General features: G+C 66.3%; 18 protein-coding genes. 9 read left to right on the plus strand and 9 right to left on the minus strand.

The features are described from left to right. The first annotated feature begins 142 nt into the window (after nucleotides 1-142). On the plus strand, nucleotides 143-766 hold the full coding sequence (locus ACO06P_RS06870) for a glutathione S-transferase family protein (RefSeq protein WP_420349262.1): 624 nt from the start codon (nucleotides 143-145) through the stop codon (nucleotides 764-766). Between the two features lie 36 nt (nucleotides 767-802). Further along, the gene (locus ACO06P_RS06875; protein WP_420349263.1) at nucleotides 803-1,270 is read left to right on the plus strand and encodes a GNAT family N-acetyltransferase; all 468 of its coding nucleotides are present in this window, start codon (nucleotides 803-805) and stop codon (nucleotides 1,268-1,270) included. A 7-nt stretch (nucleotides 1,271-1,277) separates the two neighbouring features. On the opposite strand, the gene ACO06P_RS06880 is transcribed toward ACO06P_RS06875, so the two are convergent. From ACO06P_RS06880 to ACO06P_RS06915, 8 genes are all read right to left on the minus strand, one after another. Then, nucleotides 1,278-2,054, minus strand: a complete 777-nt coding sequence (locus ACO06P_RS06880) for a TIGR01458 family HAD-type hydrolase (RefSeq protein ID WP_420349264.1) — start codon at nucleotides 2,052-2,054, stop codon at nucleotides 1,278-1,280. Nucleotides 2,055-2,091: 37 nt separating this feature from the next. Then, nucleotides 2,092-2,721, minus strand: coding sequence for a nitrile hydratase subunit alpha (locus ACO06P_RS06885; RefSeq protein ID WP_420349265.1), 630 nt, complete (start codon nucleotides 2,719-2,721; stop codon nucleotides 2,092-2,094). A gap of 4 nt (nucleotides 2,722-2,725) precedes the next feature. Continuing rightward, nucleotides 2,726-3,016: an SH3-like domain-containing protein gene (locus ACO06P_RS06890; RefSeq protein WP_420349266.1), complete on the minus strand. Its 291-nt coding sequence runs from the start codon at nucleotides 3,014-3,016 to the stop codon at nucleotides 2,726-2,728. After that, complete coding sequence (locus ACO06P_RS06895) at nucleotides 3,013-3,381, minus strand: hypothetical protein (RefSeq protein WP_420349267.1); 369 nt, start codon at nucleotides 3,379-3,381, stop codon at nucleotides 3,013-3,015. Before ACO06P_RS06895 ends, ACO06P_RS06890 begins: the two co-directional genes overlap by 4 nt. Before the next feature lie 421 nt (nucleotides 3,382-3,802). Beyond that, nucleotides 3,803-4,051 (minus strand): DUF2312 domain-containing protein, encoded by a 249-nt coding sequence (locus tag ACO06P_RS06900; RefSeq protein WP_299395216.1) that lies wholly within the window; start codon nucleotides 4,049-4,051, stop codon nucleotides 3,803-3,805. A 171-nt stretch (nucleotides 4,052-4,222) separates the two neighbouring features. Beyond that, entirely contained in the window at nucleotides 4,223-4,519 is a 297-nt protein-coding gene (locus ACO06P_RS06905; RefSeq protein WP_420349268.1) for a DUF1244 domain-containing protein, read from the minus strand. A 73-nt stretch (nucleotides 4,520-4,592) separates the two neighbouring features. Continuing rightward, nucleotides 4,593-5,732, minus strand: coding sequence for a carboxylate-amine ligase (locus tag ACO06P_RS06910; RefSeq protein ID WP_420349269.1), 1,140 nt, complete (start codon nucleotides 5,730-5,732; stop codon nucleotides 4,593-4,595). Beyond that, nucleotides 5,732-6,580, minus strand: coding sequence for an N-formylglutamate amidohydrolase (locus tag ACO06P_RS06915; protein ID WP_420349270.1), 849 nt, complete (start codon nucleotides 6,578-6,580; stop codon nucleotides 5,732-5,734). Before ACO06P_RS06915 ends, ACO06P_RS06910 begins: the two co-directional genes overlap by 1 nt. Nucleotides 6,581-6,706: 126 nt before the next feature. On the opposite strand from ACO06P_RS06915, the gene ACO06P_RS06920 reads away from it, so the two are divergent. Beyond that, nucleotides 6,707-7,729, plus strand: a complete 1,023-nt coding sequence (locus ACO06P_RS06920; RefSeq protein ID WP_420349271.1) for a 4-hydroxyproline epimerase — start codon at nucleotides 6,707-6,709, stop codon at nucleotides 7,727-7,729. Nucleotides 7,730-8,029: 300 nt separating this feature from the next. Next, complete coding sequence (locus ACO06P_RS06925; RefSeq protein ID WP_420349272.1) at nucleotides 8,030-8,695, plus strand: cyclic nucleotide-binding domain-containing protein; 666 nt, start codon at nucleotides 8,030-8,032, stop codon at nucleotides 8,693-8,695. Between the two features lie 160 nt (nucleotides 8,696-8,855). On the opposite strand, the gene ACO06P_RS06930 is transcribed toward ACO06P_RS06925, so the two are convergent. Beyond that, the gene (locus ACO06P_RS06930) at nucleotides 8,856-9,518 is read right to left on the minus strand and encodes a GntR family transcriptional regulator (protein WP_420349273.1); all 663 of its coding nucleotides are present in this window, start codon (nucleotides 9,516-9,518) and stop codon (nucleotides 8,856-8,858) included. Between the two features lie 193 nt (nucleotides 9,519-9,711). Here ACO06P_RS06930 and dctP point away from each other — a divergent pair, with 193 nt between their 5' ends. The 5 genes from dctP (at nucleotide 9,712) to ACO06P_RS06955 (ending at nucleotide 15,594) form a co-directional block, all read left to right on the plus strand. Further along, complete coding sequence (dctP, locus tag ACO06P_RS06935; RefSeq protein WP_420349274.1) at nucleotides 9,712-10,701, plus strand: TRAP transporter substrate-binding protein DctP; 990 nt, start codon at nucleotides 9,712-9,714, stop codon at nucleotides 10,699-10,701. Nucleotides 10,702-10,792: 91 nt separating this feature from the next. Beyond that, nucleotides 10,793-11,392, plus strand: coding sequence for a TRAP transporter small permease (locus tag ACO06P_RS06940; protein ID WP_420349275.1), 600 nt, complete (start codon nucleotides 10,793-10,795; stop codon nucleotides 11,390-11,392). Further along, the gene (locus ACO06P_RS06945; RefSeq protein WP_420349276.1) at nucleotides 11,392-12,717 is read left to right on the plus strand and encodes a TRAP transporter large permease; all 1,326 of its coding nucleotides are present in this window, start codon (nucleotides 11,392-11,394) and stop codon (nucleotides 12,715-12,717) included. The genes ACO06P_RS06940 and ACO06P_RS06945 overlap by 1 nt, the downstream gene beginning before the upstream one ends. Continuing rightward, nucleotides 12,714-14,030 (plus strand): malonyl-CoA decarboxylase, encoded by a 1,317-nt coding sequence (locus ACO06P_RS06950; protein ID WP_420349277.1) that lies wholly within the window; start codon nucleotides 12,714-12,716, stop codon nucleotides 14,028-14,030. The genes ACO06P_RS06945 and ACO06P_RS06950 overlap by 4 nt, the downstream gene beginning before the upstream one ends. After that, the gene (locus tag ACO06P_RS06955; RefSeq protein ID WP_420349278.1) at nucleotides 14,023-15,594 is read left to right on the plus strand and encodes a malonate--CoA ligase; all 1,572 of its coding nucleotides are present in this window, start codon (nucleotides 14,023-14,025) and stop codon (nucleotides 15,592-15,594) included. The genes ACO06P_RS06950 and ACO06P_RS06955 overlap by 8 nt, the downstream gene beginning before the upstream one ends. Nucleotides 15,595-15,596: the final 2 nt, after the last annotated feature.

The following is a 15,596-nucleotide window of genomic DNA, read 5'->3' on the forward strand; positions in this document are numbered from 1 at the left end:
CTTTGTTGCTCATGGGCAGGACGCGAAGGGATAGGTCGGAGAGCCGCGACAGCAGTGGCTTCTGTGCGGCAATCGGGCTTGGCGGATGACCGTGCTTCGCTTTCCGGCTATCTTCGCAATCCGGTCAACAGAGGTCTGCGCCATGGCGAAAGAGCTTGTCTTCTATACAAACCCCCGCTCGCGCGGCCGCATCGCCCGCTGGATGCTGGAGGAAGTGGGCGCGCCCTACCAGACCGAGATCATCGCCTACGGCGAACAGATGAAAGGCCCCGGCTACCGCGCCATCAACCCCATGGGCAAGGTGCCGGCGATCCGCCACGGCGCAGCGGTGATCACCGAATGCGCCGCGATCTGCGCCCATCTGGCCGATGCCTTTCCCGAAGCCGGCCTGGCGCCGCCGCCGGGGGAGCGGGGCAGCTACTACCGCTGGCTTTTCTTCGCCGCCGGCCCCCTGGAGGCCGCCGTGATGGACAAGGCCATGGGCTTCCAGCCGGAACCGGAAAAAGAAGGCATGGTCGGCTACGGCACCTTCACCCTGGTGATGGACGTGCTGGAGCAGGCGCTTTCCAACGGCAGCTACGTCGCCGGGGACAGCTTCACCGCCGCCGATGTCTTTCTGGGGTCCCAGATCAACTGGGGTCTACAGTTCGGCACCATGGAAGAGCGGCCCGGCTTCGCCGACTACGTGGCCAGGCTGACCGCACGGGAAGCCTTCAAACGCGCGGCAGCCCTCGACGACGCCGCGATGCCGGCAGAAGCCCAATGACAGGCCCCATAGCGGGCCCCATAACGGACCCGTGACGTGAGCTCGGCGTCGGGGCACGGCGCGATTGCGCTGCGGCACGCGGGACCGGCCGACGCGGCGGCCGTCGCTGCCGTCTTCTCCCCCTCCGTCCGGCTTCTCACTTTCCTGCCGCGCCTTCATACCGTCGAGGAAGACCGCCGCTTCATCACCGACGTCATCCTGAAGGACTGTGAAGTGAGCGTCGCGGAGCTTGAGGGCCGGATCGTCTCGTTCCTCGCCCGCGACGGCCAGGAGGTCCGCCTGCTCCACACGCACCCGGACTTCATTGGGCGCGGCGCCGGCGGGCGCCTGCTGGAAGCGGCCAAGCAGGAGGACGTCGAGGCCCTGGAGCTCTGGTGTTTCCAGGCAAACATTGGGGGGCGGCGCTTCTATGAAGCCCATGGCTTCAAGGCGATCGCCTTCACCGACGGCCAGAGGAACGAGGAAAAAACGCCCGACGTCCGCTACCGATGGGAGCGCGCTTAAGCCTGCATCAGCCCGGATCGGCGAGCCAGCCCGCCAGGTCGGCAATGGACCCGATCCTGCCCGTCGGCAGGATGCTCGGATGATCCGCGTCGCGCGGGCGGTACTTGCCGGTCTTCACCTGCACCGCGGCGAGGCCCGCAGCCAGGGCGCCGCCGATGTCGGCCTCGATGTCGTCACCGACCATGAGCACCTCAGACGGCGCCAGGCCGAGGCTGTCGAGTGCCAGGTCGAAGAACGCGGGCGACGGCTTGCCGACCACCCGGGCCTCCGCCGCGGCAGCGTATTCAAGCGCCGCGACGAAGGGCCCGAGATCGAGGGCGATGCCCTCCTCCCGCCGGCAGACACGGTTCTTGTGGAGTGCGATCAGCGGCACGCCTGCGGCCATGCGCTGAAAGAGGGCGTTCAGACGGTCCCAGGTGAAGTCCTTGTAAAGGTCCCCCAACACCAGGGCATCGGCGTCCCCGACAGCGACGAAATCGAAACCCGCGAAGTCTTCGGCGAGCGCCGTTTCGGCGGCGAGATGCAGGCGCGTGACGGACATCGCGGAGAGCAGCCGCGCCGCGGCGGCGGGTGGCGTAAAGAGTTCGTCGGCTTCCACCGCGAACCCCATCTCCCCAAGCCGCTGCGCGATGGCCCGGCGCGGCCGCGTGGTGGTGTTGGTGAGATAGCGGACCGCGAGGCCCTGTGCGCGCAAATCCTCCAGCGCGGCAACAGCGCCGGGGATCGGCGTATCGCCCTGGTAAAGCACCCCTTCGAGGTCGAGCAGCAGGCCGCGGACGGTCATCCCTTGCGCTCCCGCCTCCCGGCCCTGCTGCCGGCGGTCAGGCGCCCGGGCTCTTGGGCAGGGTGACGCCGATCATGCAGTCGCGGGTGACGAGGTCCGCCAGGGCCGCTTCGTCCAGGCCCTCGCTGCCGGCCGGGCGGGCCGGCAGCACCATGTAGCGCAGGTCGGCGGTGGAGTCGTGCACGCGGACCTCCACGTCGTCCGGGATGGCCGTGCCGAACTCCGTCAGCACGGTGCGCGGCTCGCGCACCGTGCGGCTGCGGTAGCTGCGCGCCTTGTACCAGTCCGGCGGCAGACCGATGAGGTTGCGCGGATAGCAGGAGCAGAGCGTGCAGACGATGACGTTGTGGACGCCCACGGTGTTCTCGACCGCGCGGATGGGAATGGTGCCGGCGTCGATCCCCATCTCCTCCGCGGCCTTGTTCACGTCCGCCAGCATGCGCGCCTTGAAGTCGTCATCCAGCCAGGCGCGGGCGACCATGCGCGCGCCGGCGACCGGGCTCTTGGAATCGATCTGCTCCAGCACGGCGCGCAGTTCTTCGCCCGAGATGATACCCTTTTCGATCAGGAGCTGGCCTACCGCCTCGGTCATCGCCTGATAGTGGGTGAGCGGCGTCTCTTCCAGGTCGGGCTGATGCGGGTGGGGATGGGAATGCTCGTGCGCCATGCCTTCAGGTCTCCGCCGGGTCCAGCCAGTTCTCGTAGATGTCCACCACCGTGGTGTCGGCAGTGGGGCCGTCGTATTCGTCCCAGATCTCAGAGGTCCGGAACAGCACGCGGTAGAGCGGCAACGCCGGATCGCCGCTGCGCCCGTAGGCCAGGGCCTCCGGGTTGCGGTAGGGCCCAAGGATCTCGGTCACCACGCCGGTTTTGCCGCGTATGAAAAAGGGCGTGCGCACATGGCCCGGCGGATAGGCGGCGCGGACTGCAACGCGGGCGCCGATGTCGAAGCGTGCAGTCATGACGGATCGCCGGATGTTCTCGGTTCCGCCTCGGCAACACCGCCGGCGGGCCAGGCCTCGGTGATTTCCGCCATGCGCCGGCCCAGTTCGTCGATCTCGATGACGCCCTTCTCGATGAGGATGTTGGTGACCGAGGCGATCCAGCGCTCGTAGTAGCTGAGCTCGTCGTAAACGCCGGGCCCCAACTCTTCGATGCCGCGCCGCAGTTCGTCCACCGTCATGATCTGGCGCTTCTGGTCGCTGACCAGGCGCAGGATGGCGTCGACTTTCTTCTCCCAGGGTGCGTAGTCGTGCTCGGCCCCCGGACCGAAAGGGTCGACGGGCCCGGCCTTCAGCCCGCCCATATCGTGGTGTCTGCGCAGCATCGCCTCACCGTCTTCTTTGATTGCTCTGGTGGAAAGTATCGGGCAGCCGGACGGCGGGGGTCAATGGCGGAGGCCGTTTCAGAGGGTCCGCGTTGCACCGGTCACCGAAACTTGATGACGCGCAGGGCCGTGCAGTTGACCTTGCCAGCGACCCAACTCATATCTCGACCAGAGACATCACATTGGCAGCGCAAGGCTTCGGACCATGGCCGTGAACCGCAACCTCGTCGCCGGCAAGAAAGCCGATTGTTCGTCGCAAGACCGCCCTGCGCTGAAGGACCGTAGACGTCTGCTTCGGACCTGCCTTCTCGGCCCGCTGGCCATCTCCGTGGTTGCCATCGCGGGCTGCGCCAACAGAAAAGACCTGCCTCCGGAACGGCGGACCCGAGGCAGATTCGGCCAGGGAAGACCCTGACCCCTCCTAACCCACCATGCCGAGGGCCTGTTTGTAGAGATCGAGGATGGCCTCCTGTTCCTGGCGGTCGCCGGAGTCCATCTTGCGCAGGCGCACCACCTGGCGCATCACCTTGGTATCGAAGCCGTCGCCCTTCGCCTCGGCATAGACCTCGCGGATATCCGCGGTCAGCGCCGCCTTTTCTTCCTCCAGGCGCTCGATCCGCTCAACGAAAGACCGCAGCCGATCCGCCCCGATGCCGCCGACATCAGCCATAGACTTGAACACTCCCTTAGATGCGCCTGGGTCAGGCTTGGTGAAGGGCGCCGAGACTAGACCGCGGCCGGAAGACTGACAACGCGGGAAACCTGTGGATAACGGGGGAAATCCCTCGATACCGGCAGGGGCAACTGCGCGACGAAACCGCTCGGAGGCGCTTGTGAGCAGTCAGCCGTGTTTGTGGCTGGCCTCGAAGGCGGCCTTCTGCTCCGGCGTCGCCTCGGTCTGGTACTTGGCCTTCCACTCCGCGTAGGGCATGCCGTAGATCAGCTCCCGCGCCGAATCGTAGTCCATCTCGATGCCCTTGTCCTCGGCGGCGGCCCGGTACCACTTGGACAGGCAGTTGCGGCAGAACCCTGCCAGGTTCATCAGATCGATGTTCTGCACATCGGTACGCTCGCGCAGATGGGAAACCAGGGTGCGAAAGGCCGCGGCCTCCAGTTCGGTGCGGGTCTTGTCGTCCATTCTGCCTCTCCCGGGCCTTCTTTCTAGGATGTTCTCATAGAATCTGGGAACTTCTGCGCCGATGTCCAGGCCTTCAAACGGACTCTCGGGGCACGGTCTCCTCGATCAGGAAGTCGACGACCTGCGCCAGAGCCTCGCGTTTGTCGGCCCCGGCGGCGATTGCGGCGTCGTAGGTGGCAATCTGGCGGTGGGCCGAGGTGCCGCGGTTCAGGATGTCGCGGGCGTGCGCCACCTCTTCCAGGCAGCTCAAGGCCCCGGCGTGTTCGGTCACCAGCCCGATAATCTCCTCCAGAAGCGTCCCGTAGGAGACCACTTCACCCTTGCCGAAGTCGACGAGGCCCTCGTCGAAGCCGTAGCGCTGCGCCCGCCAGCGGTTCTCCTGGATCAGCATGTTGCTGTACTTGCGCCAGCGCTGGTTGTCCCGCTTCAGGGCATAGAGCATGCGCATCAGGCTGACGTAGAGCGCCGCCACGGTGACCCCATCCTCGATCCGGGTGCAGACATCAGCAACCCGCATCTCCAGGGTCGGAAAGCGCGCCGAGGGCCGCACATCCCACCAGATCTTGGTGGCATCCTCGATCAGCCCGGCGCTGACCATGGCATCGACATGGCGCTGATACTCGCCGAAGCTGTCGAAGGACTCCGGCAGGCCGGTGCGCGGCAGTTCCTCGAAGACGGACAGGCGGTAACACTTCAGACCCGTGGTCTCACCGCGCCAGAACGGCGACGACGTGGACAGCGCCAGCAGATGCGGCAGGAAGTAGCTGATCTGCTGCATGAGGTCGATGCGCAGTTCGTCGTCGTCCAACCCGACATGGACATGCATGCCGCAGATCAGGAGGCGGCGCACGACGGCCTGCATATCGCGGGCCAGTTCGTCGTAGCGTTCCTTGCGGGTGTGCTTCTGCTCATCCCACTGTGCGAAAGGATGCGTCGAGGCGGCGATTGGGGCGAGGTTGTAGTCTGCCGCGACACGGGCGATGCAGCGGCGCAGCTCTGCCAGCTCTTCGGCGGCCTCGCGCACGGTCTCCCGCTTCGAGGTGCCAACCTCGATCTGTGATTGCAGGAACTCCGGGCTGACCCGTTCAGCCAGTTCCGCCTCGCAGCGGCTCATCAGGGCATCCGGCGGATCCACCACCAGGTCCCGTGTCTCGCGGTCGACCAGCAGGTATTCCTCTTCGATGCCGACGGTAAAGGAAGGCTCGCGTCGCATCAGCCGTAGTGCTCCACCCTGTAGAGCTCCGGATCGCGGAGCACCTCCTCCAGCACGTCGCCCAGGCGCTCCGCCCAGTCGGCGGCACCGTGGTGGGTGTCGATCAGGTCCTGGCGGACCTCGATCAGCGCATTGGCCAGGCCCCGGCGGTCGCCGTGGACATGCTGGCTGTAGCCGTGCTCGTCGGCGCCGGAGTACGGCAGGTTGTCCCCGACGGTGAGACCGTCAGCCCGCAGCCGGTCCATCAGCGGCTTGGGCAGACGCGGGTCCTTGTTCCACAGGATGCCGATCTCCCAGGGCCGCTCCTGGCCCTTCATGACCGGGGTGAAACTGTGCATGGAAATCAGCGCCGGCGCGGTGCCGGCCGTCATCATGCGGTCCAGCTGGCGCTCGATCGCCTCATGATAGGGATAGAAGAAGGCCTCCAGGCGGGCTGCGACCGCCGGCGCGTCGAGATCGCGGTTGCCGGGAACGATGACGCCGTCGCTGATCTCGGGGATCGAGGTGGGGTTGTTCACCTGCCGGTTGGGGTCGACGATCAGGCGGGAAAAGTGGCTAAGGACAGCAGGCGCCTCCAACCGCTCGGCAAGGCGACGGGTCACCTCGGCGATGCCGATATCCCAGGCGATGTGGCGGGAAAGGCAGGCCTCGTCCAGCCCGAGGGCGTTCAGCGAACGGGGAATGAAGCGGGTGGCGTGATCGCAGATCAGCAGAACCGGCGTGCGGCCGGAAAGGTTGAAAAGCTCAAAAGGGCGCGGCTCATCCTCGGCCAGAAGCTGGCCGCCAGCCTCATCCAGGTCTTTGCGGTCGGCGGCGATTTCGGGACTGTCCGTGGCAGCGATCGACATAAGAGGCCGACTATAGCCGCCGGGAGGGGGCGAAAAAAAGCCCCCTCTCACGGCCCCTTAGCGGCGCTGGGCCGCGGCCCGCGGGAGCATTGCCAAAGCCCGGATCGGGCCCGATACTCCGGCCCTATGAGCGGGCAGACCGGGCCGGTCCGGCCAAACACCTTTTTCTGCATCGACGGACACACCTGCGGCAACCCGGTGCGGTTGGTCGCCGGCGGCGGCCCGGCCCTGGAGGGCGCCAGCATGAGCGCGCGGCGGCAGGACTTTCTCGCCCGCTATGACTGGATCCGCACCGGCCTGATGTTCGAGCCGCGCGGCCACGACATGATGTCCGGCGCCATCCTCTATCCCCCGACCCGCGAAGACTGCGACGTCGGCGTGCTCTACATCGAGACCAGCGGCTGCTTGCCGATGTGCGGCCATGGCACCATCGGCACGGTGACCTTCGCGGTCGAGCGCGGACTGGTTCAGCCGCGCGAGCCGGGCCGCCTGCTGCTCGATACGCCGGCCGGCCCGGTGGAAGCGCGCTACAGCCTGCAGGACGGCTATGTCGAGTCCGTCCGCCTCACTAACGTCGGCGCCTACCTGGCCGCCGAGGCGGTCACGGTGGACTGCCCCGGCCTGGGGCCGCTCACCGTCGACATCGCCTACGGCGGCAACTTCTATGCCATCGTCGAGCCCCAGCCCGGCTACGAGGATCTCGCGCAGTTCGGCGCGGGCGAGATCCTGCGCCTCTCGCCGCTGCTGAGGACCGCGCTCAACGACGCCGTCGAACTGGTTCACCCCGAGGACCCGACGATCCGCGGCGTCAGCCACATTCTCTGGACCGGCGCCTCGACCAAGACGGAGGCTGATGCGCGCAACGCGGTCTTCTATGGCGACAAGGCCATCGACCGCAGCCCCTGCGGCACCGGCACCTCGGCCCGCATGGCCCAGCTGCACGCCAAGGGTCGCCTGAAAACCGGCCAGCGCTTCGTCCACGAGAGCATCATCGGCAGCCTCTTCACCGGGCGCATCGAAGGGGAAACCAAGGTCGGCAACCATGCCGCCATCGTCCCGTCGATCGAGGGCTGGGCCCGCATGACCGGCCTCAACACCATCACCATCGACGACCGTGACCCCTACGCCCACGGCTTCCAAGTGGTCTAAAGCACCGCCGGTCCATCCTCCGGCAAGCGCCCTCCCAACCTGGGCGCCTCCCTGGAGCAGCTGTTCAATCAGGAATTGGCGCCCAAGGTCGCCGTCTCCCGCCTCAAACGGCAGCACGCCAATTCCGGCGCCGATCTCCTCGCGCGTGAGAATCCCCACAGGGCTGCCCGCAGCCGATAGATATAATCATATCGTCTAGACATGGCGGATGGAGTGTTCTGCAGCGCTTCGTCGCAGGGCTTGGGAGAGCCTTTCGGCTGCCGGGATGGCGCGGCAAAGGGGTTTAAGAAGGGGTGGGGAATGCAGGAATTTGATCTTGCTCTGAATGCGGGGCTGCTGGTCCATGCGGCGGCGCTGCTTCAAGTGCTCGGTTTTCTGAACCGTGGGCAGTTGACGCTGCGATGTCTCGTTCTGGCAGGGAACCTGCTCTACATTCCCTACTACTACTTTCATCCGGAAGACCCGTTGTTGGGTGCGATCTTCTGGTCTTCCGTGCTCGCGCTGGCCGGCCTGATCGGCATCCTGCGCCTGCTTCACGACCGCCATCAGCGCCCCGGCGACCGGACCGGCGAATCGTTTCTCAACATCCGCAAGGTGCTGACTCCCGGCGAGTTCCGGCGCCTGATGCAGATGGCGGAGTGGCACACGGCCGAGCAGACCGTAGAACTCACCCGCGAAGGCGAAGCCGTCCCCAGCCTCTACTTCGTGACCAGCGGCCAGGTCGAAATCGAAAAGGACGGCGCTAGCTTTGCCTCCGGCCCCGGCGTTTTCATCGGCGAAATCTCCTTCCTGCTCGGCGGCGCTGCGACAGCCTCCGTGCGGGCGGCGGCAGGAACCGAATACATCGCCTGGCCGCGCGAGACCCTGCGCAAGGCGATCGAGCGCACGCCGGCGCTCGGCACCTCCATGGAACGGCTGTTCAATCAGGAACTGGCCCGGAAGGTCGCGGTCTCCTGGAGCCGGTAGGAAGAACCCGCAGAACCGGCATCAAACAGCCAGGCAATCAGGCAATCAGGCTGCCGCGACAGTGCCCTCTTGCCTGACCGTTTCCGCCGCAAAAGCGCTGCAGCGGGGCTCCGCCTGCGCCCGTCCATTTCCGTTGTTTTCTTCGGCCAGACGGACAAAGTCAGGCGCTTTGCGCCTCCCGACGCTCCAGGGAGGCCAGCAGATCGGCGAAACGCTCGCCCTGCACGGTCACGTGGGCGCGCATGGCCTCCGCCGCGGCCTCGGCATCGCCGGCCTCGATGGCCGCGATGATGGCCTCGTGCTCGGCAAAGGAGGCGCGCACACGGTCGCGCGCGCGAAGCTGCAGGCGGCGATAGGCCTTCAGGCGCTTCTGCAGGGCGCTGGCCTGTTCGACCAGGAATTCGTTGCGGCTCGCGTCGCGGACCGCTTCGTGAAAGACCTCGTTTTCATAGTAGTAGCCGTCGCAGTCGCCGCGCTCCGCCGCCGCCTCGCAGCCGGCGTGGGCACGACGCAGGCCCGCCAGATCCTCCGGCGTCGCGCGGCGGGCGGCCAGACGCGCGCACATCGCCTCCAGTTCCGCCATCACGTCGAACATCTCCATGAGCCGCCGCGGGCCGAGTTCGGCCACGAAGGTGCCGCGCCGCGGGCGCTGCTCGATCAGCCCGGCAGCCGACAGCTGGAACAGGGCTTCGCGGATCGGCGTGCGGGAAACACCGAAGCGCTCGGCCAGCAACAGTTCCTCCAACCGGTCTCCCGGCCTCAGCACGCCGGTCAGGATTTCTTCCTCAAGAACATCCCGCAGCCGTTCGGCCCGCTTTTCCATCGCAAACCCTTCCGATTCGGACATGGATACAATAATGCAATTCAATAAATACCGCAATTGCCATCATGTATACATAACGATTGACCGTGCACTCATGTGGTGATATCCCAGTGTCCGATGAAGACCGCTCCGGTCCTTCAACGCCGAACCAAGCGGGCCAAGGGCTCGAAACAAGAAACCCGGGAGGAACCCCATGCTGAAATCCACGTCCCTCGCCGCCGCGGCGGCGATCGTCACGGCTGTTTCCTTCGGCGCCGTGCAGGCGGCCGAACTGAAGCTCAGCCATCAGTGGTCGACCAGCGACGTGCGCCACAAGGTGGCGGAGATCGTCGCCAACGAAGTCGCCGCCGCCAACGTCGACCTGGAGATCAAGATCTATCCCTCCAAGTCGCTGTTCAAACCGCGCGAACAGTACAACCCGCTGACCCGCGGCCGGCTCGACATGGTGGTGCTGCCGCTGTCCTATGCCGGCGGCCAGCAGCCGGCCTACAACCTGACCCTGATGCCGGGCTTGGTGAAGAACCACGATCACTGGGCGCGCCTTGTCGAATCGCCCTTCATGAACAAGCTCGAAGAGATCATGGCCGGCGACGACGTGATGGTGCTGGTCCACGGCTATCTGGCCGGCGGCTTCGGCGGCAAGGACCGCTGCATCACCGGACCCGACGACGTGAAAGGCCTGCAGACCCGTGCCGCGGGCAAGGCCTTCGAGCAGATGCTGGCCGCCGCCGGGGCCTCGATCACTTCGATGCCGTCCTCGGAGATCTACTCCGCCATGCAGACCGGCGTTCTGGAGGCCGCCAACACCTCGTCTTCCAGTTTCGTCTCCTTCCGGCTCTATGAGCAGCTCAAGTGCTACACGCCGGCCGGCGACGTTGCGCTGTGGTTCATGTACCAGCCGCTGCTGATGAACAAGACCACCTTCGAGAGCCTCAGCCCCGAGCAGCAGGCCGCCCTGAAGGCGGGCGCTGAGAAGGCCCAGGCCTACTATCTGGATGAAGCCAAGAAGGCCGACGCGGCCTCGGTCGAGGCCTTCAAGAAGGCCGGTGTCGAGATCGCCTCCATGAGCAACGAGGACTTCACGGCCTGGCGCGAAATCGCCAAGACGTCTTCCTACAAGGCCTTCGTCGAGCAGACGCCCGGCGGTCAGGAGCTCTTGGACCTGGCCCTCTCGGTCGAGTAGACGGACTCTCGGGAAGCCGGCGCCGCGGCTGAGCGCCGCCGGCTTCCCCTCCCGTGACCCCAATGCCGCAAAGCCCCGCCGGAGCGATGCCATGACAGAGCACGCAAGGGAGCGCGCCGCAGCGCGCGAAAGCGCCTTTGCCCGGTCTTTCTTCGGCACGGTGGGGCTGCTCTCCACCCTCTGCGGCATCGCCGCCGCCAGCATGATCTTTGCCTCGGTCCTCATCACCTGCCAGATGATCTGGATGCGCTTCGTCATGAACGCCTCGACCATCTGGCAGACGGAGATGGTGGTCTATCTGATGATCGCCGCCACCATGATCGGCCTGCCCTATGTGCAGCGCCTGCGAGGGCATGTGAACGTCGACCTTTTGCCGATGCTCCTCCCGCCGCCGGCCCGCCGCGCGCTGACCGCAGCCACGCTCTGTCTGACCATCGCGGTGGCCGGCGTCGTCGCCTTCTATGGCTTCGAACTCTTCCATCTGGCCTTCGAGCGCAACTGGAAGTCCGACACCGTCTGGGGCGTCTCGCTCTGGATCCCCTACATCGCCATCCCGCTCGGCTTCGGCCTGTTCGTGTTGCAGCTGAGCGCCGATCTCATTGCGTTGATCACCGGCCGGGGGGATGCCGGCGCGCCGCCCGCACCGGGGAACGTCGCACCGGGGAACCTCTCACCGGGGGACAAGGACTGATGGACGACCCCCTCGTTCTCGGTGCCCTGGTCGCCGTCTTCACGATCCTGGTGCTGTTCTCCGGCGTCTCCGTCGCCGCGGGCCTGCTGATCGTCTCGGCCGGTTTCCTCATCGTCTTCGACGGCTTCGGCTCCATGGAGCTGCTGCCGGAGATCTTCTTCGGCAAGCTGGACAACTTCGCCCTCCTGTCGATCCCCATGTTCATCATCATGGGCGCGGCGATTTCCTCCACCCGGGCCGGGGCCGACCTCTACGAGGCGCTGGAGCGCTGGCTGACCCGCGTGCCCGGCGGACTGGTGGTCTCCAACCTGGGGGCCTGCGCCCTCTTCGCCGCCATGTCCGGCTCCTCGCCCGCGACCTGTGCGGCCATCGGCAAGATGGGCATCCCGGAGATGCGCAAGCGCGGCTATCCCGACGGCGTCGCCGCGGGATCCATCGCCGCCGGCGGCACGCTGGGCATTCTGATCCCGCCCTCGGTCACCATGATCGTCTACGGCATTTCCACCGAGACCTCCATCGGGCGGCTGTTTCTCGCCGGGGTGATCCCGGGCCTGCTGCTGGTGCTGCTGTTCATGGCCTGGTCGATCTTCGACACCTGGCGCCAGGGCGGCGGCGAGGTTGCCCTTGGCCGTCTGCGCTACAGCTGGGTCGAGAAGCTGGAGATCCTGCCGCGGGTCCTGCCCTTCATCGCCATTATCCTGGGCGTGCTCTACGCACTCTATGGCGGCGTCGCCACCCCGTCGGAAACGGCCGCCGTCGGCGCCCTGCTCTGCGTCATCGTCGCGGTCATCATCTATAAGCTCTTCGCGCCGCGCTCGCTCTGGGCGGTTCTCAGGGACTCGACCCGCGAGAGCGTGATGATTCTCTTCATCATCGGCGCGGCGGGCGTGTTCTCCTATATGCTCTCCAGCCTCTTCGTCACCCAGGCCATCGCCGAGTGGATTGCCGGCCTCGACGTCAACCGCTGGACCCTGATGATCGCCATCAACATCTTCCTCCTGGTGGCAGGCTTCTTCCTGCCGCCGGTGGCGGTCATTCTGATGTCGGCGCCGATCCTGCTGCCCATCGTCGTCTCCGCCGGGTTCGACCCCTACTGGTTCGCGGTGATTCTGACCATCAACATGGAAATCGGCCTGATTACCCCGCCGGTCGGCCTCAACCTCTATGTCATCAACGGCATAGCGCCGGATATCTCGCTGAAAACCATCCTCAAGGGCTCCTTACCCTTTGTTGCCTGCATGGTTCTCGCCATTGTCATCCTCTCGGTCTTCCCGGGTCTGGTAACCTGGTTGCCGGATATCGTGATGGGACCGGTGGTGAAATGATCAGCAGCAGCATTTTCAACGACCTTGTAGCGCGGATTGCCGAGGCGGGACGGAGCCTGGCCCTGGGAACGCAGGCCACCGCCGGGGACCCCCTGGCGCTCTGCGAGAACCTGCTGAGCGGCAAGGGTGAGGCGACGGGGCTGGCCATTGCAGAGCAGGTCTTCGATGCCTACGGCGGGCTGGACCCGGAGGGCCGGCGCACCTTCTTCCGTCAGATCTCAGAGCGGTTCAGCGTCGACGACGCGGCCCTCGAAAAGGCGGTCGAGGTCTGGCGCGCGGAAGGCAGCAGTGCCGCCCGGGCCCTGCACTTCGCGTCCGAGCCGCGCAGCCAGGAGCTGATCCGCCGCCTGAACCGCGCGCCCGGCGGCACCAAGGCGCTGGTGGGAATGCGCGCCGACCTGCTCGATGCAGTGAGGGAGGATGAGACCCTGCAGCCGCTCGACATCGACTTCCAGCATCTGCTGGCCTCCTGGTTCAACCGGGGCTTCCTGGAACTGCGGCGCATCGACTGGTCGACGCCGGCCGCAATCCTGGAAAAGATCATCGCTTACGAAGCCGTGCACGAAATCGCCGGCTGGGAGGATCTGCGACGCCGGGTCGCCGCGCCGGACCGGCGCCTCTACGGGTTTTTCCATCCGGCCCTTGTCGACGACCCCCTGATCTTCGTCGAGGTGGCCCTGACGGCGGCGGTTCCCGACGCCATCCAGCCGATCCTGACCGAAGACCGTGAACCGCTGGAACCCAACAAAGCGACCACGGCGACCTTCTACTCCATCTCCAACTGCCAGAAGGGGCTGCGCAACATCTCCTTCGGCAACTTCCTGATCAAGCAGGTGGTGGAGGAACTGCGGCGGGAGTTCGACGGCCTGACCACTTTTGCCACCCTCTCGCCGGTGCCGGGCCTGCGGCGCTGGGCGGAGCAGGAAACAGAGACCGAAGACGGCCTGCTGGCCAACGAGCAGCGCGATCTGGTGGCCAAGCTGAACGGAGACGATCCGGAGATCGCCGACGACGAGGTGCTGTCGCTGGCCGCCGTTTACCTGCTCCACGCAAAGGGCCGGCGCGGCGGCGCCCTCGACCCGGTGGCGCGCTTTCATCTGGGCAACGGCGCCCGGCTGGAACGCATCAACGTCGCCGCCGACCTCAGCGGGCGCGGGCGCGCCAACGCCTGGGGCATGATGGTGAACTACCTCTACGACCTGAAGAGCATCGAAAAGAATCACGAGGCCTATGCCAACGACGGCAGCATCGCCGCGTCGACGGCGGTCCAACGCCTGGCCAAGAGCAGAAAGCGGAGCAGTGCTCATGTATGACCGGAACCACCTTGCCAGCCACCTGCGCTCCGCGTCGCTGGGCCGCGAAGCCGCGGTCTTTGCGGAGCTTGCAGAGCAGCCGGGCCGGCCTGTCGTCACCTATGGCGCGCTTTTCGAGGCGGCGGAGCGTTGTGCGAAAGCCCTCGTCGCCGCCGGCCTGCAGCCGGGGGACCGGGTGGCAGCGCAGGTGGAGAAGTCGATCGAGGCGATCGAGCTTTATCTCGGCACCGTTCTGGCCGGCGGCGTCTTCCTGCCGCTCAACACCGCCTATACGGCCGCGGAGGTCAGCTACTTCCTCGGCGATGCCGAGCCGCGCGTCTTCGTCTGCGATCCAACGAAGCTGGACGCCTTGAGCGCCATTGCGGCGCAGGCCGGGGTCGGCGCCGTTCTGACGCTCGCCGCCGACGGCAGCGGCAGCCTGACCGAAGCCGTTGCCGCCCAGGGCGCCGGCTTCGAGTCGGTGCCGCGCGATGCGGAGGACCTGGTGGCCATCCTCTACACCTCCGGGACCACCGGCCGCTCCAAGGGTGCCATGCTGACCCATGCCAACCTCGCCTCCAATGCCGAAGTTCTGACGGAGAGCTGGCGCTTCACCGCCGAGGACGTGCTGATCCACGCCCTGCCGATCTTTCACACCCATGGTCTGTTCGTCGCCACCAACGTGACTCTGCTGAGCGGCGCCAAGCTCATTTTCCGCAGCCGTTTCGACGCCGAGGCCGTGTTGGGCGATATGGCCAACGCCACCGCGCTGATGGGGGTGCCGACCTTCTACACCCGCCTGCTGGACTGCCCGGGGCTCGGGCGCGAAGCTACCCTGGGCATGCGGGTCTTCATCTCCGGCTCAGCACCGCTTCTCGCCGAGACTCACCGGCAGTGGACCGAGCGCACCGGCCACGCGATCCTGGAGCGCTACGGCATGACCGAGACGGGCATGAACACCTCCAACCCCTATGATGGGGAGCGGCGTGCCGGCACGGTGGGGTTCCCGCTGCCCGGCATCGAGATCCGGATCACCGACCCGGAAAACGGCGCCGTGCTGCCGCCGGGCAAGGTCGGCGGTATCGAGGTGCGCGGCCCCAACGTCTTCAAAGGCTACTGGCGCATGCCGGAAAAGACGGCGGAAGAAATGCGCGAGGACGGCTTCTTCATCACCGGCGATCTCGGTGTCATCGACGGCGAAGGCTACATCGCCATTGTCGGACGCTCGAAGGACCTCATCATCTCCGGTGGCTACAACATTTATCCGAAGGAGATCGAAGCCCTCATCGACGATCTGGCGGGGGTGCGGGAGTCGGCTGTGATCGGCCTGCCCCACCCCGACTTCGGCGAAGGGGTCGCCGCGGTCATCGTGCCCGAGGGCGAAGGGCGCTTGACGGAAGACCAGGTCGCCGCGGCATTGAAGGATGACCTGGCGCGCTTCAAGCAGCCCAAGCGCATCTATTTCGAAACGGAACTGCCCCGCAACGCTATGGGCAAGGTCCAGAAGAACCTGTTGCGGGACCGCTACAAGGATGCCTTTGCCGCCAGCAAACAGCCGGCGGCCGGCGCCCGGGCTTCAGGCTGACG

It is taken from the genome of Pelagibius sp. (assembly GCF_965227505.1).
In the GTDB taxonomy this organism is placed as follows: Bacteria; Pseudomonadota; Alphaproteobacteria; order Kiloniellales; family Kiloniellaceae; genus Pelagibius.